This window comes from Rahnella sp. PD4 (genome assembly GCF_049199325.1).
Taxonomy (GTDB): Bacteria; Pseudomonadota; Gammaproteobacteria; order Enterobacterales; family Enterobacteriaceae; genus Rahnella; species Rahnella perminowiae.
In genome coordinates, this window is sequence record NZ_JBLZQF010000005.1 from 312,963 (window position 1) to 332,977 (window position 20,015).

A 20,015-nucleotide genomic window follows, 5' to 3' on the forward strand; every position below is an offset into this window, starting at 1 on the left:
CATTTTTAGTCCTGTGATAGAACGGCTATTTTACCTTGTTCCACGCGGAACATCTTGCCCTTTTCACCCATCATATCGGTCACTTGCTCAGCGCTTATCGCACTGACAAAAACCTGTGCCCGGGTGGCTTTCAGGCGATCGGCCAGCAACCGACGTCGGTCGGCGTCCAGCTCGGAGGCAAAATCGTCAAGAAGATACAGGCAACGCCGCCCGCTCTGTCGGGTGAGGAACTCACCCTGCGCCAGTCTCAGCGCACACATCAGTAATTTCAGCTGCCCGCGGGACAGTAAATCTTCCACCGGCGTGCCGTCGGCACGAATGCGGAAATCCGCTTTATGCGGGCCTGATGCGGTATAGGTTAAGGCTCTGTCGCGTTCAAAATTACGCTCCAGCAACTCGCCGTACTCAGTTTCCTTGTCCCATCCACGCTGGAAAGAAAAACTGAGGGCAAATTCAGGCAGGAATTGCGCGCAGGTCGCGCTGATATCAGCTGCGATCGCGTCGCTGTAAGCCGCCCGCCATTCGCTAATGCGTTCGGCTAACGGGATCAGTTCCTGATCCCAGGCACGAATTTGCGCATAACGACTCACCTGTCGCAGCGCGGCGTTGCGCTGCTTGAGTAACCGTCGCAGGTTGCTCCAGGCGATAAAAAAACCGGGGTCGTGATGAAAACAACCCCAGTCAATAAACGCCCGCCGGTACTTCGGCCCGCCATTAAGCAGGGTAAAGCCTTCGGGTGTGATAAGTTGCATGGGCAGCATCTGGGCCAGTTCCGACACTTTGTGGCCGTCACTGCCATCAATGCGCACTTTACTGTCGCCCTGACGACTTTTGCTCAGGCCAATCGACAATTCGCGATCACCGCCGTCATCCACACGCGCATGGAGCACAAACTCCGGCTGCTCGTGACGGATAACACGTCCTGCCTGCAAACTGCGAAAAGCGCGGCCATGCCCCAGCGTATATACCGCTTCGAGCACACTGGTTTTACCGCTGCCATTGGGACCAACCAGAAAGTTAAAACCGGACGACGGATCCAAATCCGCCGCCTCGATGTTGCGGAAATCTTTTATCAGTAAGCGCGTTAAGGCCATCTACATCCATTCCAGGGCGTCATCGTCGCTGTCAGTTTGCGTGCGGACAGCGCACAGCAAGCGGAGCGTACTCAGGTACGTGAGCATTGCGAGCACTGCCCAAGCGCAAAATGACAAGTAAGACAGCCCGATCAGAGCCTCATTGGCATGACGACGTAGGCGGCCGACTGGCTCGCAGCGTCTTCGATCTGCACGCTGGAGACAGAGTCCGTCAGCAGCAGATTCACATCTTCGCACTTGAGGGCGTTGAGCACATCCAGTACGTAACTGACGTTGAAACCGATTTCCATTTCGGTGCCTTCATAGCCGACATCCAGAATTTCTTCTGCTTCTTCCTGTTCCGGGTTATTCGCGGTGATTTTCAGCTGGTTATGGCTGACATACAAACGCACGCCACGGAATTTTTCATTAGAAAGAATCGCTGCGCGGGCAAACGCCTGTTTCAGTAAATCACAGCCGGCTTGCAGCGTTTTGTCCGGATTCTTCGGCAATACGCGGCGATAATCCGGGAAGCGACCGTCAACCAGCTTAGAGGTAAAGATAAAATCGCCAACGTGAGCACGGATATTATTGCTGCCGATTTGCAGCTGCAATGTGGTGTCACCGCCGTCAAGCAGACGCACCAGTTCCATCACGCCTTTACGAGGCACGATCACCGAATGCGACGGCAGGGACTGGCCGATTGACATAGAACACACCGCCAGACGGTGACCGTCGGTCGCAACAGTACGCAGCTCTTCACCTTCGGTTTCAAACAGCATGCCGTTTAAATAATAACGAACGTCCTGATGTGCCATGGAGAACTGCGTGGCTTCGATCAGGCGTTTCAGCGTAGCCTGCGGCAGGGTGAATTCTACTTCGCTTTGCCAGTCATCCAGATTTGGGAAATCTGTGGCTGGCAGAGTCGACAGCGAGAAACGGCTGCGGCCTGATTTTACCAGCATGCGATCGCCGTCGAGAGCGACGGAAATTTCCGCGCCTTCCGGCAATCCACGGCAAATATCAAAGAATTTACGTGCCGGCACCGTGGTGGCGCCCGCTTCATGTGGCTGAGACAGCGCGACTTTCGCCACCATCTCCATTTCCAAATCCGTCCCGGTCAGCGACAGCGCGCCATCCGTTACCTGTAATAACAGGTTACCCAGAATAGGCAACGTTGGTCGTCCACCCAGCGGGCTACTGACCTGTTGCAGTGGTTTCAGCAAATGCTCACGTTCAACAATAAATTTCATAGCGCTAGGAAGATAATGTTCTGATTAAGTTGGAGAAATCTTCTTTGATGTCGTGACTTTCTTCACGTAACTGCTCGATTTTACGGCAGGCGTGCAACACCGTGGTATGGTCCCGACCACCGAACGCATCGCCGATTTCTGGCAGGCTGTGGTTGGTCAGCTCTTTCGCCAGCGCCATCGCCATCTGGCGTGGGCGGGCTACCGAACGGGAACGCCGTTTGGAAAGCAGGTCAGCGACCTTGATTTTATAATATTCGGCCACTGTTTTCTGAATATTATCGATAGTGACCAGCTTCTCCTGAAGCGCTAACAAATCGCGCAACGCTTCACGAACGAAGTCGATAGTGATCGCACGGCCGGTAAAGTTGGCGTTGGCAATCACGCGGTTCAGTGCGCCTTCAAGCTCACGCACATTAGAGCGCAGACGTTTAGCAATAAAGAAGGCGACTTCACCCGGCAGCCGGATATCGTTCTCGTCCGCCTTTTTCATCAGGATCGCCACGCGGGTCTCTAATTCCGGCGGCTCGATCGCCACCGTCAGTCCCCAGCCGAAACGCGATTTCAGACGATCTTCAACCCCGTTGATCTCTTTCGGATAACGATCCGAGGTCAGGATGATCTGCTGATTGCCTTCCAGCAGGGCATTAAAGGTGTGGAAAAACTCTTCCTGAGAACGTTCTTTATTAGCAAAGAACTGAATGTCATCGATGAGCAACGCATCGACAGAACGGTAGTACCGTTTGAACTCTTCGATGGCGTTGTTTTGCAGGGCTTTGACCATGTCCTGTACAAAACGCTCGGAATGCATGTACACCACTTTAGCATTGGCTTTACGCGCCATGATGCCGTTACCGACCGCATGCAATAAGTGGGTTTTACCCAGACCGGTGCCACCATAAAGGAAAAGCGGGTTGTACGCGCCTCCCGGATTATCTGCCACCTGACGCGCCGCCGCGCGGGCCAGCTGGTTAGATTTACCTTCTACGAAGTTATCAAAGGTATGTTTCGGGTTGACGTTAGAACGATAGGACAGCTCGGGCTGAGCCGGTGAGCTATCCCAGCTTGGACGGGAAGGTGCCAGACGCGGAATGGCAGGCGCAGCCTGGGAACTGACACTGGCGGCGACAGGCTGACTGACACGCTGGATCACCGGCTTGCTGCCGACTTCAAAACGCAGCAACGGTGCATCCGGGCCACAGAAATCATTAAGCAAGCCGTTAATATTGTTTAGGTATTTGTCACGAACCCAATCCAGGACAAAACGATTCGGGGCATACAGCGCCAACGTATTGTCGTTGAGTTCCGCCTGCAGGGGGCGTATCCACATACTGAATTCTGTGGCAGGTAGTTCATCCTGCAAACGGGCAAGACATTGCTGCCAAAGCGAAAGTGACACGGCGGACTCCACTCGAACAAGTATCAAAAAAGAAAAGGATCAGGATGTTTTTTAAATCATGATTTTTGGCACACGTTCCGCCCGTCAATGGGGGAAATTTCTCTTACCACCCTGTCAGTGGCGTAAAGTCACGTGCGAACCGCTTTTTGCGATTTTTGTCGAAAGCATCCCAGCCGGGATCGCGATCGGAATGGCGGATCATAACGCAATCCGGCACAGAGATCCTCCCCTTCCTGACAGTTTAGATCCTTTTTATCCACAGGCAGCAATCGGCAAGTGGGTAAGCTTAGCCGATCCTTTTTAAATTAGGCGATGTAATCATCACTCTGCTGAAAAAATAGGAGTCCGCTGAGCTAAATTTCAACACTCTGCGAGGAAGATCTCACGCCTGTGGATAAGGATCAGCCGAGGATCCTTGCGATTTATGGCAGAGTCCGTATAATCCTCAGCCCTACGTGTGAAGCCTGTGTTCCTGATGGTCATAACCAGATGGATATTGCGGTGTGACCACGGGCAATTCTGGTAAACACTTGAACCATTTCTGGCAATGTAAATTGACTCAGGACTGTACAGTTATTACAATCCCGCTTCTTTATATGTTGCGACAAAGGCACCGGTCGTTTTTTCGCCGAAATGTCTTCGCGTTTACTGATCAGTAATAATTTAAGTTTAGGTAGAAATCGCCATGAAACGCACTTTCCAACCGTCCGTATTGAAGCGCAACCGTAGCCACGGCTTCCGTGCTCGTATGGCCACCAAAAATGGTCGTCAGGTTCTGGCTCGCCGTCGTGCGAAAGGCCGTACCCGTCTGTCAGCTTCTAAGTAATAAAAGCTAACCTATTTAGTGGTTAAGCTCGCTTTTCCCAGGGAGTTACGTTTGTTAACTCCCCGTCATTTCACTTTCGTCTTCCAGCAGCCACAACGGGCTGGCACGCCGCAAATCACGATACTCGGCCGCCTGAACGAGCTGGGGCATCCCCGCATCGGTCTCACCGTCGCAAAAAAACACGTCAAACGCGCACATGAACGCAATCGGATCAAACGCCTCACCCGCGAAAGTTTCCGCTTGAATCAGCATACGCTGCCGTCGATGGATTTTGTGGTAGTAGCCAAAAAGGGTGTCGCCGATTTAGATAATCGCGCGCTGACGGAAGCGTTGGAGAAATTATGGCGTCGACATTGCCGACAGGCTCCCGCATCCTGATAAAGCTGATACGTGGTTATCAGTTATTCATCAGTCCGTTGCTCGGGCCACATTGCCGCTTTCGACCAACCTGCTCTCAATACGGTATTGAAGCAATTGGTCGTTTTGGCATGTTAAAAGGCAGTTGGTTGACTTTGAAACGCGTATTAAAATGCCATCCTTTGAACCCAGGTGGTGATGACCCCGTACCGCCGAAAACCGACAATAACAGAGAACACTAACGATGGATTCGCAACGCAATCTTTTCCTCATCGCTCTGCTGTTCGTGTCTTTCATGATCTGGCAGGCATGGCAAACGGACCACGCTCCGCAACCGGCCAACCAGACCACGCAACAGACTGCGAACACTGCAAACGGTGATGCTGCTAATCAGGCTGTTCCTGATAGCGGACAGGGCAAATTAATTACAGTTAACAGTGATGTGCTGTCATTAACGATCAACACCCGTGGTGGCGACATTGAGCAGGCTCTGCTGAAGGCTTACCCGACGTCTTTGGGTTCTGACCAGCCTTTCCAGTTATTAGAAACGACTCCTAATTTCCTCTATCAGGCACAAAGTGGCCTGACAGGCAAAAACGGTCCAGACAATCCGGCTAACGGCGAACGCCCTCTGTTCCAGGCGAGCTCCGATACCTTCACGATGGCTGAAGGTCAGTCTGAACTGCGCATTCCGATGACTTACACGGCGGCAAACGGTGCAATTTATACCAAAACCTTCGTGATCAAACGTGGCTCTTACGCGGTAAACGTTGAATACAATATCAACAACACCACGGCAACCCCGCTTGACCTGACTATGTTCGGTCAGCTGAAACAAACCACCGAATTGCCTAAGCACCGTGATACCGGCAGTAATAACTTTGCCCTTCACACTTTCCGCGGCGCGGCATATTCCTCAAGCGATGACAAATATCAGAAGTATGCGTTCGATAAGAGCGATGCACTGAATGTCACGACTCAGGGCGGTTGGGTTGCAATGTTGCAGCAGTACTTTGCAACGGCGTGGATCCCATCAGCGAAAGACACCAACACTTTCTTCACGACCACCAATAACGGTATTTCAACGATTGGCTTTAAAGGCACACCGTTTACCGTTGCACCGGGCGCACAGCAACAAGTTGCTTCGATCCTGTGGGTTGGCCCGGAAATTCAGGACAAGATGGCTGCAATCGCGCCACACCTTGACCTGACGGTTGACTACGGTTGGTTGTGGTTCATCTCTCAGCCACTGTTCAAGCTGTTGAAATTCATTCAAGGGTTTGTCGGTAACTGGGGCTTCTCGATCATCGTTATCACCTTTATTGTCCGCGGTATCATGTATCCCCTGACCCGCGCACAGTACACGTCGATGGCGAAAATGCGTATGTTGCAGCCTAAACTGGCCGCCATGCGTGAGCGTATCGGGGATGACAAACAGCGCATGAGTCAGGAAATGATGGCGCTGTATAAGTCCGAGAAAGTGAACCCGCTGGGGGGCTGTCTGCCGCTGGTTATTCAGATGCCAATCTTCCTGGCACTGTATTACATGCTGTCTGGTTCCATTGAATTGCGTCATGCGCCATTCATCCTGTGGATCCATGACCTGTCAGCACAAGACCCGTACTACATTCTGCCGGTTCTGATGGGTATCACGATGTTCTTCATCCAGAAGATGTCGCCGACCACCGTAACCGACCCGATGCAGCAGAAGATCATGACCTTCATGCCGGTCATCTTCACCGTGTTCTTCCTGTGGTTCCCGTCCGGTCTGGTGGTGTACTACATCGTCAGTAACCTGGTAACCATTCTCCAGCAACAGCTGATTTATCGCGGGCTGGAAAAACGTGGCCTGCACAGCCGCGACAAGAAAAAGTCATAAGTGAAAGTCAGGACGGGTTTCGTCCTGACAGCTAAACTTGATGATAAAAAACAAAGGCGATCATTTGATCGCCTTTTGCATATCCGTAAAAAGACCAAAAGAGATGAATATGAGCACCTCAGATACCATCATTGCCCAGGCAACGCCCCCCGGCCGCGGTGGTGTAGGCATTTTACGCGTTTCCGGCCGCGCGGCGCGTGATGTGGCACAGGCTGTCTTAGGCAAACTGCCCAAGCCGCGTTATGCCGATTATCTGCCGTTTCAGGATGCCGATGGCAGTACGCTGGATCAGGGCATCGCGCTGTGGTTCCCCGGCCCGAATTCCTTTACCGGTGAAGACGTACTTGAGCTGCAAGGTCACGGCGGGCCGGTGATCCTGGATTTGCTGCTTAAACGCATCATTGCGCTTGAAAATGTACGTATTGCGCGTCCGGGCGAATTCTCTGAACGTGCATTCCTCAATGATAAACTCGATCTGGCGCAGGCTGAGGCCATTGCTGACCTGATTGATGCCAGTTCTGAGCAGGCGGCACGTTCAGCCGTTAATTCATTACAGGGCGCTTTCTCGAACCGTATTCATCATCTGGTGGAAGCACTCACTCACCTGCGGATCTTTGTCGAAGCGGCTATTGACTTCCCCGACGAGGAAATCGACTTCCTGTCTGACGGCAAAATCGAAGCCAAACTCAATACGGTGATGGGCGATCTTGATGCGGTGCGTGCTGAAGCGCGTCAGGGCAGTCTGCTGCGTGAAGGAATGAAAGTGGTGATTGCCGGGCGTCCGAATGCCGGGAAATCCAGCCTGCTGAATGCACTGGCAGGTCGTGAAGCCGCGATCGTGACCGATATTGCCGGCACTACCCGTGACGTTTTACGCGAACACATTCACTTAGACGGCATGCCTTTGCATATTATCGACACCGCCGGGTTGCGCGAAGCCAGCGACGAAGTTGAGCGTATCGGTATCGAACGTGCATGGAATGAGATCGAACAAGCTGATTTGGTACTGTTTATGGTCGACGGCACCACAACGGCCGCCACGGAACCTGCACAAATCTGGCCTGAATTTATGGCCCGCCTGCCAGCCTCTTTGCCTATCGTGGTTGTGCGTAATAAAGCCGATATCACTGGCGAAGCGCTGGGGCAGACACAAGTGAATGGTCACTCACTTATTCGCCTTTCCGCCCGTACCGGTGACGGCGTTGACCTGCTGCGCGATCATCTGAAACAGGTGATGGGCTTTAATCACAATATGGAAGGTGGATTCCTTGCCCGTCGCCGTCACTTACAGGCGCTGGAACAGGCTGCACAGCATCTGGTTCAGGGTAAAGATCAGCTGCTTGGTGCATGGGCGGGGGAATTACTGGCAGAAGAACTGCGTCTGGCACAGCAATCGCTGAGTGAAATCACCGGTGAATTTACATCCGATGATTTGCTGGGCCGTATTTTCTCCAGTTTCTGCATCGGCAAATAATCTGTCATGCGCAATAAAAACCCGCATTTTAACATGCGGGTTTTTATTGGCTTCAGAAGGTCGGCCTTACCAGACTTTATAAATCCGCCCGTTCTGTGCACCTTCCACACTGCGGCGGTACGCTTTTGCCACACGTGCTGCCGGGGCCGCTTCAAAGCCAGGGAAGAACGGGCCATAGCCTGCAAGGGATTCTTCTACCACTGTCGGGCTGACGGCGTTAATACGCATCCCGCGTGGTAACTCAATCGATGCACCACGTACAAAGCCCTCGACTGCCGCATTCACCGTGGTGGCGTTGGCCCCCTGACGGATGGGCTCATCAGCAATAATCCCGCTGGTCAGCGTGATGGAACCACCATCATTGAGAAATGCCTGACCGATCAGCGCAATGCGTACCTGCCCGAGCAGTTTATCCTGTAAACCAATATTGAATTGTTCTGCAGTCATTTCTGTCAGCGGGCCGAAATGCAGGCTCCCTGTGGTTGTGATAATCGCATCGAGTTTACCCGTACGTTGGAAAAGCGTTTTTACGCTGTTTTCGTCGGTGATATCTACCTGAAAATCCCCCTGTGTTTTACCTGCCGTGATCACCTCATGCTCACCTGCAAACTCACGCACTACGGCTTTACCCAATGTACCCGTCCCGCCAATCACTAAAATTTTCATCACAGACTCCTCAATAATGTTTGTGGGTTCATCTTTCACCAAACTGAGGGTTAGATATAGACTCGAATTATTCGTTCTGTTCTAACTCAGGGTTTGTAATATGGATAAGCTGCGGAATATCGAAGTCTTTGTCAGCGTAGTAGAAACCGGAAATTTCAGCACCGCGGCAGAAAAACTGGGGATCTCCGCAGTGATGGTTGGCAAGCACATTCAGCAGTTAGAAAAGTATCTGAATGCCCGCCTGTTGCAACGCACCACCCGCAGGCAAAGCCTGACCGATGCCGGTGAAGTATTTTATGAGAATGGAAAACGGGTGCTGGAACAGATGAAATTTACGGAAAGCGCGATGGAAAGCCTGCAAAGCGTACCGACCGGGCTGCTGCGGGTCAGCGCGCCGGTGTCACTCGGCTCCAGCGTGGTAGCGCCGATGCTGGCCCGTTATCTGCAAAAACACCCTAAAATTAATGTGGAGCTGATACTGAGCAATGCCCGGGTGGATTTGCTCGCAGAGGGTTTTGACGCGGCGATTCGCATTGGCGAAACAGGTGATGACCGGCTGGTCGCGAAGCCGCTGGCCCCCTATGAAATGGTGATCTGTGCTTCTCCGGAATATTTGCAGCGTTTTGGTATGCCCGCTTCGCCTGAAGATTTGAAAACGCACCCGTGCCTGGTGCATACCGTCTGGAATCAGAGCGAAGGCTGGCATCTGGCGAATGCAGAGCACACCACGTCAGCGTGGCCTGTCCATAGCCGTTATGTATCAAACGACGGCCATGCATTACGCGCCGCTGCGCTGGAAGGCGCCGGTTTGCTGTTGCAGCCCAAAGTTCTTCTGGCCAGTGATATTGCCAGCGGAAAACTGATCCCTGTGCTTGAGTCTTTTATCCCGAAGCCACGTCCGGTACATCTGGTGTATCTGCCCGATTTCAGACCACGCGCCAAACTCACCAGCCTGATTAATTTTATGACTGAACACACCTTTTACTGAGGCACTGTTCAAAATAAAAAGCGGTGAGTGATCACTCACTCACCGCCTGATTTAACTTTCTGTAGCAAACGTGATCAGAGCTTAAAGCCTGCAACCACGGTCTCCAGCTGAACGGTCTGATCCTGCATCGCCTGTGCGGCAGCCGAAACCTGCTCAACCAGCGCGGCATTCTGCTGCGTCGCATTATCCAGCTGAGTGATCGCGACGTTAACCTGCTCAATGCCCAGACTTTGTTCCTGACTGGAAGACATGATTTCGTTCATCAGTGTCGCAACATTATTTACGCCGCCCATGACTTCATCCATCGTCGTCCCGGCGGTCGCCACCAGTTCGCTGCCGGTGGAGATATCTGCCACCGAATCCTCGATCAGTTTTTTGATTTCACGCGCCGAAGTGGCCGAGCGCTGTGCCAGACTGCGTACCTCGGATGCCACAACGGCGAAGCCACGCCCCTGTTCACCGGCACGCGCCGCTTCAACCGCCGCATTCAGCGCCAGAATGTTAGTCTGGAAAGCGATGCCGTCGATCACGCTGATGATATCGACGATTTTATGAGAAGAACGGGTGATCGAACCCATGGTCTCAACCACTTGTTTCACCACCTCCGAGCCCTTCTCAGCAACTGCAGAGGCATCACGCGCCAGCTGGTTAGCCCCTTCCGCATTGGCAGCGTTTTGTTTCACGGTGCTGGTCAGTTGTTCCATTGAGGCTGCCGTTTCGACAATCGAACTGGCCTGCTCTTCGGTTCGTGCTGACAAGTCCAGGTTACCGCTGGCAATCTGACGCGAGGCCGAGGTGATCGCCAGACTACTGTCGCCGACCTGACGCAGAATCGACTGCAGGAAAGACAGGAAACCGTTGAAATTCTGGTTGATCTGATTGAACTCAGGGCTTCGGCTTTCCGGCAAACGACGGGTTAAGTCGGCACCGCCGGCGGAAAGCTGGGCGATATTTCTATTCAATGCTGCCAGCTGGCGCATGAAAATTTTAATTGCGGCGATCAGAACGATCAGTAACAACAAGACCATCGGGATTTGAACCAGTCCGAGGCTCGCCAGAATGCTGTGGCTGCGCGCCAGTAACTGGCTGGTCGGCATATCGGTGGCGATAAACCAGGGTCCCTGAATGTTACTCATGAATAGGGTGTGCGACGTGCCGTCATTGTCGTAGTCAGCGATCAGACTCGCCTGTCCGTTGATCTGATCCAGACTTTTGCGGATCTGCATCGCCAGTGGAGAAGTCTCACCCAGTGAAGCCAGTTTCGGCAATTTTTCATCGGTAGAATGGCTGGTACCGACAATTGTGCCGTCTTTTTCCACGATATAAATTTTCGCATGAACCTTTTTCTCCATCTCCGTCACCAGTTGGTTAAAGAAACCCAGTGTGACGTCAATGGTTGCGACACCCCATTGTTTATCGCCTTTGTAAATCGGCATCGCACAGTTAGTCCGCGGCTGCGTGCTGGCGTCATCGAAATAAGCAGGCGCCCAGACACACTGGCCCTTTTCACCTTTTGAAGCCGCCAGATACCACGACTGATCGAAATAGTTGGGAGATTCAGCGCTGTTCCAGAAGGTATTGACCGTCAGCTGATTATTATTATTACGGGCAAAGAAAGTGCTGAATTTGATTTTGGCCGGATCGCGTTGATTCGGCAGTGGCCAGATCCCGCCGCCAAATACCGCAGCGTCACCGTACTGATCAACCAGTGCCGGAAGTAAACGATCGATACTGTCGCTGTCCATTTGTGCGACAGTCTGGGTAATGGTCCGTACCTGAGACTCAACTTTATTCAAGCGGTCATTAATTGCCACTGCAACGTCATCCACCTGATTAGCCACCAGATTACTTTCTGTCTGCTTCAGCTGGGGAGCGATATACACCTGGATCACGATAAGCGTAACGATGACCAGCGCAATAAAAAACAAGCTGATCAATGCGATAAAGCGGGATTGCGTTGTTTTTAACATTTTTGGGCACTCACAGGCAAAGCAGCGAGATCGCTGCTTAATTAGTAACGGCATTTTCTGACGTTTCTTTATGTTGCTATAGTAGATATATCTGGCGTGAGAAGGGTATGCGTAAAAAACCAGAACATCATTCCAATGATATTCTTTCTCAATAAGGGACTTAGGCTGTGATGGCTTTCACTTTATGATGATGAAATATTGTCGGAAAAGGGAAAAAAGTGTGCAGTGCTGCGGGTTTTAAGCGGTTTTTAATGATTTCTCTTAATGTTATTCTTTAGCACAATTGAGAAAATGCGGTCGAACCATTAATCATGGAGTGAACAATGGCGTGCCATTTTGCAAGATGGGCAATGACGGATGCAGAACCGGATACACACCGGTTGCCCAAAGAGATCATATTATTCGCCAGACACCTTTCCGAAAAACAGCGCAAGCGTTTCTTAAACGGCCGCGTTCTGCTGGCTGAAATGATTTTCTATCTTTACGGCATCGCTGAGCTTCCCAACGTTATTACGCTGCCGAGCGGTCGTCCAAGTTTTGAATCCCCTGATCTGCCGGATTTCAGTCTGGCGTATGCCGGAAGTACCGTCGGTGTTTTAATCAGCAGCGAAGGAAAAGTCGGCCTCGATCTCGAAATCATTCATGCCCGCAGTGCGCTGGTGAATCCGCAACAGCAATTACAGCTTTCTGCCGTGGAGAAAACCTGGATTGCCATGCAATCGGATCCGGTGGAATCCTCGCTTCAACTGTGGTGTATCCGCCAGAGTATGCTGAAAATGTCCGGCCTGAACGATCAGAGCCCGCTTACGCTCAGCCTGAATCCTGCTTCGGGTCGTTTGCGGTCTACCATAACGCCCGAGGCGCAGGTGATGAGTGACATTGAAGGCTCAATTACCTGGGCCTGTGCGCAATCTCCCTCAATTATCCGTTTGCAATGCTGGCGTTATGAACCTGAAAACGGCTTTACCCGCACGCAAACCCTGTCAGTCGATCAGCAATCTGAATCACCACACTTCATGAAGTTCATCAGCCTGCCACCCGCTAAATAAAACTACACGTTTGTTTACGCCAGTTGTGATGTTTTCGTTTATGGTTACAGGCAATTCCTTTCGAAAAGTCACCCATAACAGGAGTTACCCATGTCAGCTCAACCACTGAAGTTTGTCACACTGTTAGGCAGTCTTCGTAAAGCGTCTTATAACGGAATGGTCGCCCGTACTTTGCCGAAAGTGGCACCAGAGGGCATCAGTATTGAGGCGTTGCCTTCCATCGGTACACTGCCGCTTTATGATGCAGATATTCAGCAGGAAGAGGGTTTTCCGGCCGATATAGAAGCCATAGCAGAGCAAATCCGTCAGGCTGACGGCGTGATCATTGTGACGCCGGAATATAACTATTCTGTGCCAGGCGGCCTTAAAAATGCCATCGACTGGATTTCCCGTTTGCCGAATCAGCCACTGGCGGGTAAACCGGTGCTGATCCAGACCAGCTCAATGGGCCCGGTCGGCGGCGCACGTTGCCAGTATCACCTGCGTCAGATTCTGGTGTTCCTGGATGCGATGGTGATGAATAAACCTGAATTTATGGGCGGCGTGATCCAGAACAAAGTGGATGAGCAGATTGGTGAAGTGATTGATCAGGGCACGCTCGATTTCCTGCGCGGTCAGCTTACGGCATTTGCCGACTATACGCGTCGCGTCAGCAAGTAATCTACAGCCTCAGAAATGCAAACAGCCCGCAAAATTGCAGGCTGTTTTTTTTGCCGTCACGAAAATCAATGTCCGTCAACAAATGCGATTTTCAGCACAAACAGCAGGGCGACAACGACCACACACGGACTGATTTCTTTCCAGCGACCGGTACCCAGTTTCATTACCACGTAAGAGATGAAACCCAGCGCGATACCTTCGGTGATCGAGAAGCTGAACGGCATCATCACCGCCGTCACGAATGCCGGAACGGCTTCGGTCAGATCATCCCATGAAACGCGTGCGAGACTGGAGGTCATCAGCACGCCCACATAAATCAGGGCACCGGCAGCCGCGTATTCCGGCACCATACCTGCGAGCGGAGAAATGAAGATAACCAGCAGGAACAGCAAACCGGTGACGACTGCCGTCAGACCGGTACGCCCCCCGACAGAAACGCCGGAAGTGCTTTCAATGTAAGCGCCAACCGAAGAGGTGCCGATAAAAGCGCCTGCGACAGACGAGATGCTGTCGACATACAAGGCCTGTTTCATCTGCGGGAATTTACCTTGCGCATCCGCCAGACCCGCTTTGTCCGTCACACCGATGAGCGTGCCGGAGGAGTCAAACAGGTTCACCAGCATGAAGGAGAAAATGACGCCTGCCAGTCCGATATTCAGCGCACCTTTCAAATCCACCTGGCCGACGACCGTAGTGATGCTCGGCGGCATCGACCAGAAACCGGTGTAATGCACGTCGCCGATCATCAGACCAATGACTGTCGTGACAATAATCGACACCAGTACCGAGGCGTGAAAATTGCGCGATGCCAGCACGGCAATAATGAAGAAGCCCAACACGCCGAGCAGCACGTTGTGTGAGGTCAGGTTTCCGATGGTCACGATGGTGTCAGGGTTCGGGACGATAATACCGGCGTTTTTCAGCCCCATCATGCCAATAAACAGCCCGATACCGGCGGTGATACCCACGCGCAGACTGACCGGGATGTTTGCAATCATCCAGTAACGGATGCGGAAAATGGTCAGCAGCAGCAAACCCACGGCACCCCAGAAAATCGCGCCCATCCCGATCTGCCAGGAAACGCCCATCGCGCCCACCACCACAAAAGCAAAAAACGCATTCAGGCCCATCGCTGGCGCCAGTGCCACCGGTAAGTTGGCGATAACACCCATCAGGATGCTGCCGAACGCAGCGATCAGACAGGTGGTCACAAAGACGGCCTGTTTATCCATGCCCGCGACGCCGAGAATTTGCGGGTTCACGAAAACAATGTAGACCATGGTCAGAAAGGTGGTTAAACCGGCGATAGTTTCGGTGCGTACGGTGGTGCCGTGCTGCGTCAGTTTAAACAGACGTTCGGCCAGTCCTTTACCCGCAGTCGCATTGCTCTGTGGTGTGCTCATTGGTGAGTTCCAAAATAGGGGAAAACAATCGGGGGGTATCCTAAGGATTTTAGCCCTAAAGCGCCAGCACTGGATGTATGGGATTAAATCTATCGTTGGGGTAGAGTGCCTGAATGCTTACCAATAGATGAAGTGTTCACAGGGAGAAAGTATGTCACAGGTTGAATGCGTCTTTTTTGATTGCGACGGTACGCTGGTAGACAGTGAATTATTGTGCTGCGAAGCCTATGTTGAGATGTTCGCGCATTTTGGCGTGACGGTTTCATTCGACGAAATGTATAGGAAATACAAGGGCGTTAAACTTTACGAAATCGTGGCTATCGTCAATAAAGAACACGGTATCGATGTGCCGAAAGAAGAGATGGAAGTGGTGTTCCGCCAGCATGTTGCGCGGCTTTTCGACAGCAAACTTGAGCCGGTTGTCGGCGCGCATGAGTTACTCGAACAAATTACCGTGCCGATGTGCGTTGTCTCCAACGGCCCGGTCACCAAAATGCAGCACTCTCTCGGGCTGACCGGCCTGCTCCCTTTTATGGGTGATAAACTGTTCAGCGGCTACGATTTGCAGCGCTGGAAACCTGATCCTGCCGTATTGTACAAAGCCGCAGAAGTCATGAAAGTGCCGGTTGAAAACTGCATTCTGGTGGAAGACTCCGTGGCGGGTGCCCAGGCCGGGATCACTGCCGGTATTCCGGTCTTTTATTACTGCGCCGATCCGCATAATCCTCCGCTCGATCACCCGCTGGTCATCACTTTTCACGACATGAACGAACTGCCGGAGATCTGGCGTCAGATGGGATATAAGATCACGCGCTGAAAGGCTTATTCAGACATTGCATAAAGCTTGCGTGGGTGGTCAGTCCGAGCAGTTGCGCACTCTCGCAACCGTTCAGTGCATCAGCAAGATGGCTGAACATTTTTAATTCCTGCCGCCCTCTTGCATTCACACATACCACCAGGACGTTCTGTACCCGCTGACTTTCAATCAGCAGCGGGTTTTGCAGATGCACAAAAATGCCGATAAAGGGCTGCTCGCGCTGTCCCGAACAGTGCGGCACAGCCAGATGATTGATGATCAGGTTTTCGCCCTGCGCTTCCCGCGCCACAATAAGCTCTGCCTCGGCGATTGTCAGCGCGTCACGACGGACGAGATGCTGGCAGATTTCGCCGATCACTGTTTGCCAGTTATCCTGCGGCGCATTCGCATAGGTAAAAGACAGGTGTTGCGGAAAACACACGGCGCTGTGCTGGTACAGCATCAGTCCAGCCAGCCTGATGCGCAGTTGCTCCAGTTCACGCTGTCCCACCAGTTCACTGACCGACCATACCGCCGTCGCATTCTCCATCGCCGGATATTGACGGTGATTATTGAGTACCAGCGCAACAGGCTGATGAAGCAGGCTGGCAAGTAGCTGTTCCGGATGCGTGGCGATAATCACATTCACACCGCTGATCTCCCGCTCGATAATTTCTTTATTAAGCGTCGCCATAGACAAATATTCACTGTAAACCACCAGATTCAGCACGGCAGATTGCGTCCGTTCCAGCGCACAGGCGAAATATAATCCTGCCCAGTCGTCATCATAAAACTCGATCTTCAGGCTCTGATTCAATTCGCGTACAAAAGACAAACTGAGGTCAAATGCCTGAGGATAGGTCGTTTTGATTTTACGAAAATCATGCAACGGCGCGACAGGCAGAATCGTCGGGCAGGCCACCGAGCGCTTAATATGGTCGGTCAGCTGACCAACCAGTTCCTCATCGATAAGCCCCGGCAACGGCGTTGCGACGCGCGTTAACACCGTGCGGATAGCCTCGGGTGTAATGCCGGAAAGCTTGTGCCGCAAGGGTTGCAGAATCTTCACCACCGAAAGATGGGTTGCGGGCAGATATTCCACCGCCAGCCCCAGCGCCGCCAGAAAGAGCGGCGTACCGAAAGGATAATCCAGTGTGGTTAACAGTGAGCGGGCAGACACAATGCGCGCACTGAAGGCATGCGCGCAATGTTCGCCACAACAGGCGGGGTTGCGGATAATCAGGTTCGCCAGCAATAAAACTTTTTGCCGGCCGTCGAGCAGAAGCGAATGACCATGTTTTGGCCGTGAGCCTATCAGCGGCTGCGTTCGGGATTTCTTGCGCACTGCGCTGATGAGATCGATGACGGCGGATTTACTCAGACGGAGTTTATCAGCCAGTGCTCCCAGTGGCAGACAGGCATTAAAGATCAGAGCCAGAAAGAGCGCGTCCTCCGCATTCCCCAGCAGACGCTCTATGTCACGCCCTTCTTCGACTAAAAGCTGATAACCCTCTGCGCCGGAGATAATTTTACCGGCTGCGCCCAGCCGGTAATTAATGTAGTCAATATCCCGCAACAGGGTACGCACGGAAATACGTGCGCACCTTGCCAGTGCCTGACCGCTGATCCGCTGGTGGCTGAGCGCGGATAAAATCTCTTTCTGTCGTGGATTCAACATCCCTGAGTTCTCCACAGCCCGTCAGCCGATAAATTGCGTCACCTGCTGATGAACGTCCTGTCCGTAATGATTTACCAGTGAAACGACCAGACGGATCAGCATGTTATAATCCGCAGCACAAATCACTGAGGCGTTTGCATGCAGATAGCGTGTCGGCAGACACAATGCAATCACCGGCCTTCCGCCGCCCATAACGTTATAACGCCCGCCATCCGTTGCGCCGGTTTTGAGTGTGCAAAACTGCAAATCAATACCCATTTCTGCTGCGGTATTCTTCACAAGCTGCGTTAATTTACGGTGAGCAATGTAACGCTTATCGAATAAAGAAATGGCTGGCCCTGCGCCGAGTTTCAGGGGAAAGGCGACAGGACAGAGGCCCGGTGTATCACCCGCCACCAGGGTGTCTATCACAATCGCGATATCAGGTTTCACGGCTTCCGCTGACGTCTGCGCACCGCGCAACCCAACTTCCTCCTGCACCGTCGCCACGGCATAAAGCTGGATATCCGGGTTCTGGCACTGGCGGAAAATCTCCGCCACTACGGCGCAGCCCGCACGGTTATCCAATGCTTTTGCCATAATGCCGACATCACCAAACGTGCTGAAGAAGGGCTCAGGGCAAATAAAATCTCCCACCGCCACGCCACGCTCTCTGACCTGTTCTGCCGACGCCGCGCCAATATCAATGAACATTTTTTCTATTTTCACGGGATGGCATTTATCTTCCTCCGTCAGTGCATGAGGTGAGACCGAGCCGATAATGCCGGGGATTTTTTCCCCGCTGGCGGTTTTTATTTCCACACGCTGATTGAGCATACTCTGGTTCCACCACGAACCGACGGTATCAAAGTAAATGAAGCCTTCCGCATTGATATGCTTAACAATAAATCCCACTTCGTCCATGTGCGCAATCAGCGCGATTTTCGGGCCACGGCTGCCTTTGCGGGCGATAAAACTTCCCAAACCGTCAAAGGTGATTTCCTCTGCATGAGGTTTAACCGCCTGATACAGGATTTCACGGATTTCCTGTTCGTCACCGCTGACACCGGAAGCCAGCGTCAATTTTTCCAGTAAACCGTCTTTTAAAATGTCAGATCGCATCAGCAGTTGTCCTTAACGTCTGGCGTTTCATCCACCAGTTTTTGAAAATAACGATGAAGGCCACGTTGAGCAGCAGCCCGATACCCAGCACCAGATAGAAGCTGTACCACGGCGACATCAGGCCAATAAGCGGATCGAAAACCCCAAGTCCGGGTGCCAGCCGCCGGAGACCAAAGACCATCACCAGCATTCCGGCAATGCCGCCGCTCAGCGTGTTGGCGGTGATCATCGGCAGAGGAGCCGCAAGTGCATAGGGAATAGCCGGTTCGGTGGCTACCGTGGCGCCTACCACCAGCGTGCTGACCGCAGCACCCCGCTCCTGTTCGGTAAACAGACGAGGGGCGAGAAATGTCGCCAGTGCGGCAGACATCGGCGGCATCAGCGCGACCACACCGACAATGGCATACCAGTCATAAATGCCTTTATCGAGCAGTGAAAAACAGAAAAACCACGCTGTTTTGTTGACCGGCCCGCCCATGTCAAACGCCAGCATCGCGCCGACCAGACAGGCTGCGCCGAGTTTCATCGACATCGGGATGGTATTGAGCAGATGCAGCAGGAGTTCCATCATGCCGGCCATGACGGGCCCGATCAGGTAGTAAGTCAGCAGGCCAAACAGCGCCAATGTCACGAACGGGATCAGCATTGAGCCGAGCAATGGCTGAAGTGAATTTCCAAGTCGGACTTTACGCAATGCACGGACGAAATAGCCGATGCTTAACCCGAGGACCACCGCGCCGAGAAAACCTGCGCCGGAACTGGTGCCCAGCATCGCGCTGTCATTGGCCAGATAACTGACCAGGAAGGCCGGGGCAAACGCCGGTTTATCGCCTACCGAACTGGCAATGTACGCACCCATTACCGGGATCATGAATTTGAACCCCAGATAACCGATGGATTCCACAATCCAGGTAAAGGATGGCGAAACGTCATTGCCCTGCGCAATATATGGCAACCCCATCTGCACCAGCATATTGGCCAGCGCCACCAGCAATCCCCCGCCGATCACAAACGGTAAAGCTGCTGAGACACCCGCCATCAGATGATTCATGATGCTGTCGGCTTTCACCGGCTGCTGACCAAGCCTGACGCCGGATGCCTCCTTCATTAACATTGCTTTTTCTTCCAGCGTGTTGAAGACAAGCGGAATGTTTTTCAGCGCGTCAGAAATTTTCATTTCCAGTACGCGTTTTCCGGCAAAGCGACGGCGATCGTCTTCACTGAGGGTTCTGCCCAGCGCCAGAATGACAAAATCTGCGGCCTCAATCTCCTGTGCGGTCAGTGTATTTTCCACGCCGCTGGCGCCCTGCGTTTCAACTTTAATATCGTGTCCCAGCGAACGGGCTTTTCTTTCCAGTGCCTCAGCCACCATATAAGTATGCGCAATACCCGCCGGGCAGTTGGTCACGGCGACCAGTTTCCAATTGTTTTCCATTGCCGACGTCC

At 52.6% G+C, this 20,015-nt stretch carries 18 protein-coding genes; 9 read left to right on the top strand and 9 right to left on the bottom strand.

The annotated features are described in order from the left end of the window. Positions 1-5 precede the first annotated feature (5 nt). From recF to dnaA, 3 genes are all read right to left on the bottom strand, one after another. The gene (gene recF / locus ACOZIO_RS15425) at positions 6-1,094 is read right to left on the bottom strand and encodes a DNA replication/repair protein RecF (protein WP_129954086.1); all 1,089 of its coding nucleotides are present in this window, start codon (positions 1,092-1,094) and stop codon (positions 6-8) included. Between the two features lie 131 nt (positions 1,095-1,225). After that, on the bottom strand, positions 1,226-2,326 hold the full coding sequence (dnaN, locus tag ACOZIO_RS15430) for a DNA polymerase III subunit beta (RefSeq protein WP_129954088.1): 1,101 nt from the start codon (positions 2,324-2,326) through the stop codon (positions 1,226-1,228). A gap of 4 nt (positions 2,327-2,330) precedes the next feature. After that, complete coding sequence (dnaA, locus tag ACOZIO_RS15435) at positions 2,331-3,722, bottom strand: chromosomal replication initiator protein DnaA (RefSeq protein ID WP_129954089.1); 1,392 nt, start codon at positions 3,720-3,722, stop codon at positions 2,331-2,333. Positions 3,723-4,407: 685 nt separating this feature from the next. On the opposite strand from dnaA, the gene rpmH reads away from it, so the two are divergent. The 5 genes from rpmH (at position 4,408) to mnmE (ending at position 8,258) form a co-directional block, all read left to right on the top strand. Then, a complete protein-coding gene (gene rpmH / locus ACOZIO_RS15440) occupies positions 4,408-4,548 on the top strand; it encodes a 50S ribosomal protein L34 (RefSeq protein ID WP_009637487.1) in 141 nt (46 codons plus the stop codon). 18 nt (positions 4,549-4,566) lie between these two features. After that, positions 4,567-4,926, top strand: a complete 360-nt coding sequence (rnpA, locus tag ACOZIO_RS15445) for a ribonuclease P protein component (RefSeq protein WP_071823635.1) — start codon at positions 4,567-4,569, stop codon at positions 4,924-4,926. Then, positions 4,890-5,147: a membrane protein insertion efficiency factor YidD gene (yidD, locus tag ACOZIO_RS15450; protein ID WP_095924029.1), complete on the top strand. Its 258-nt coding sequence runs from the start codon at positions 4,890-4,892 to the stop codon at positions 5,145-5,147. Before rnpA ends, yidD begins: the two co-directional genes overlap by 37 nt. 2 nt (positions 5,148-5,149) lie before the next feature. Beyond that, positions 5,150-6,784 (top strand): membrane protein insertase YidC, encoded by a 1,635-nt coding sequence (gene yidC / locus ACOZIO_RS15455; protein WP_129954093.1) that lies wholly within the window; start codon positions 5,150-5,152, stop codon positions 6,782-6,784. A gap of 109 nt (positions 6,785-6,893) precedes the next feature. Further along, entirely contained in the window at positions 6,894-8,258 is a 1,365-nt protein-coding gene (mnmE, locus tag ACOZIO_RS15460; protein WP_129954095.1) for a tRNA uridine-5-carboxymethylaminomethyl(34) synthesis GTPase MnmE, read from the top strand. Positions 8,259-8,324: 66 nt separating this feature from the next. Here the strand turns inward: mnmE and ACOZIO_RS15465 are convergent, their stop codons facing one another. After that, on the bottom strand, positions 8,325-8,924 hold the full coding sequence (locus tag ACOZIO_RS15465) for a short chain dehydrogenase (protein WP_421595474.1): 600 nt from the start codon (positions 8,922-8,924) through the stop codon (positions 8,325-8,327). A gap of 100 nt (positions 8,925-9,024) precedes the next feature. Here ACOZIO_RS15465 and ACOZIO_RS15470 point away from each other — a divergent pair, with 100 nt between their 5' ends. Beyond that, positions 9,025-9,912 (top strand): LysR substrate-binding domain-containing protein, encoded by an 888-nt coding sequence (locus ACOZIO_RS15470; protein ID WP_217138543.1) that lies wholly within the window; start codon positions 9,025-9,027, stop codon positions 9,910-9,912. A 74-nt stretch (positions 9,913-9,986) separates the two neighbouring features. Here ACOZIO_RS15470 and ACOZIO_RS15475 read toward each other — a convergent pair whose 3' ends face one another. Beyond that, entirely contained in the window at positions 9,987-11,882 is a 1,896-nt protein-coding gene (locus ACOZIO_RS15475; protein ID WP_217138544.1) for a methyl-accepting chemotaxis protein, read from the bottom strand. Positions 11,883-12,205: 323 nt separating this feature from the next. On the opposite strand from ACOZIO_RS15475, the gene ACOZIO_RS15480 reads away from it, so the two are divergent. Together ACOZIO_RS15480 and ACOZIO_RS15485 are read left to right on the top strand one after the other, a co-directional pair. Beyond that, complete coding sequence (locus tag ACOZIO_RS15480) at positions 12,206-12,931, top strand: 4'-phosphopantetheinyl transferase family protein (RefSeq protein ID WP_129954103.1); 726 nt, start codon at positions 12,206-12,208, stop codon at positions 12,929-12,931. A 90-nt stretch (positions 12,932-13,021) separates the two neighbouring features. Continuing rightward, positions 13,022-13,591 (top strand): NADPH-dependent FMN reductase, encoded by a 570-nt coding sequence (locus ACOZIO_RS15485; RefSeq protein WP_129954105.1) that lies wholly within the window; start codon positions 13,022-13,024, stop codon positions 13,589-13,591. Between the two features lie 65 nt (positions 13,592-13,656). On the opposite strand, the gene ACOZIO_RS15490 is transcribed toward ACOZIO_RS15485, so the two are convergent. Continuing rightward, positions 13,657-14,994: an NCS2 family permease gene (locus ACOZIO_RS15490; protein WP_047609954.1), complete on the bottom strand. Its 1,338-nt coding sequence runs from the start codon at positions 14,992-14,994 to the stop codon at positions 13,657-13,659. 151 nt (positions 14,995-15,145) lie between these two features. On the opposite strand from ACOZIO_RS15490, the gene yieH reads away from it, so the two are divergent. Next, positions 15,146-15,811 carry a 6-phosphogluconate phosphatase gene (gene yieH / locus ACOZIO_RS15495; protein ID WP_129954107.1) on the top strand — a complete coding sequence of 222 codons (666 nt, stop codon included), beginning with the start codon at positions 15,146-15,148 and terminating at the stop codon, positions 15,809-15,811. On the opposite strand, the gene ACOZIO_RS15500 is transcribed toward yieH, so the two are convergent. From ACOZIO_RS15500 to ACOZIO_RS15510, 3 genes are read right to left on the bottom strand one after another with little or no spacing between them, the layout of a single operon-like run. Beyond that, positions 15,801-17,468: a PTS sugar transporter subunit IIA gene (locus ACOZIO_RS15500; protein WP_421595475.1), complete on the bottom strand. Its 1,668-nt coding sequence runs from the start codon at positions 17,466-17,468 to the stop codon at positions 15,801-15,803. The genes yieH and ACOZIO_RS15500 overlap by 11 nt on opposite strands. A gap of 21 nt (positions 17,469-17,489) precedes the next feature. Continuing rightward, a complete protein-coding gene (locus tag ACOZIO_RS15505; RefSeq protein WP_421595476.1) occupies positions 17,490-18,569 on the bottom strand; it encodes a peptidase in 1,080 nt (359 codons plus the stop codon). Then, a complete protein-coding gene (locus tag ACOZIO_RS15510; RefSeq protein WP_421595477.1) occupies positions 18,559-20,004 on the bottom strand; it encodes a PTS fructose-like transporter subunit IIBC in 1,446 nt (481 codons plus the stop codon). Before ACOZIO_RS15510 ends, ACOZIO_RS15505 begins: the two co-directional genes overlap by 11 nt. Positions 20,005-20,015: the final 11 nt, after the last annotated feature.

Coding starts and splice junctions, on each gene's coding strand:
- recF (WP_129954086.1), bottom strand. CDS start 1,094: ATGGCCTTAACGCGCTTACTGATAAAAGATTTCCGCAACATCGAGGCG.
- dnaN (WP_129954088.1), bottom strand. CDS start 2,326: ATGAAATTTATTGTTGAACGTGAGCATTTGCTGAAACCACTGCAACAG.
- rpmH (WP_009637487.1), top strand. CDS start 4,408: ATGAAACGCACTTTCCAACCGTCCGTATTGAAGCGCAACCGTAGCCAC.
- yidD (WP_095924029.1), top strand. CDS start 4,890: ATGGCGTCGACATTGCCGACAGGCTCCCGCATCCTGATAAAGCTGATA.
- yidC (WP_129954093.1), top strand. CDS start 5,150: ATGGATTCGCAACGCAATCTTTTCCTCATCGCTCTGCTGTTCGTGTCT.
- mnmE (WP_129954095.1), top strand. CDS start 6,894: ATGAGCACCTCAGATACCATCATTGCCCAGGCAACGCCCCCCGGCCGC.
- ACOZIO_RS15465 (WP_421595474.1), bottom strand. CDS start 8,924: ATGAAAATTTTAGTGATTGGCGGGACGGGTACATTGGGTAAAGCCGTA.
- ACOZIO_RS15470 (WP_217138543.1), top strand. CDS start 9,025: ATGGATAAGCTGCGGAATATCGAAGTCTTTGTCAGCGTAGTAGAAACC.
- ACOZIO_RS15475 (WP_217138544.1), bottom strand. CDS start 11,882: ATGTTAAAAACAACGCAATCCCGCTTTATCGCATTGATCAGCTTGTTT.
- ACOZIO_RS15480 (WP_129954103.1), top strand. CDS start 12,206: ATGGCGTGCCATTTTGCAAGATGGGCAATGACGGATGCAGAACCGGAT.
- ACOZIO_RS15485 (WP_129954105.1), top strand. CDS start 13,022: ATGTCAGCTCAACCACTGAAGTTTGTCACACTGTTAGGCAGTCTTCGT.
- ACOZIO_RS15490 (WP_047609954.1), bottom strand. CDS start 14,994: ATGAGCACACCACAGAGCAATGCGACTGCGGGTAAAGGACTGGCCGAA.
- yieH (WP_129954107.1), top strand. CDS start 15,146: ATGTCACAGGTTGAATGCGTCTTTTTTGATTGCGACGGTACGCTGGTA.
- ACOZIO_RS15500 (WP_421595475.1), bottom strand. CDS start 17,468: ATGTTGAATCCACGACAGAAAGAGATTTTATCCGCGCTCAGCCACCAG.
- ACOZIO_RS15505 (WP_421595476.1), bottom strand. CDS start 18,569: ATGCGATCTGACATTTTAAAAGACGGTTTACTGGAAAAATTGACGCTG.
- ACOZIO_RS15510 (WP_421595477.1), bottom strand. CDS start 20,004: ATGGAAAACAATTGGAAACTGGTCGCCGTGACCAACTGCCCGGCGGGT.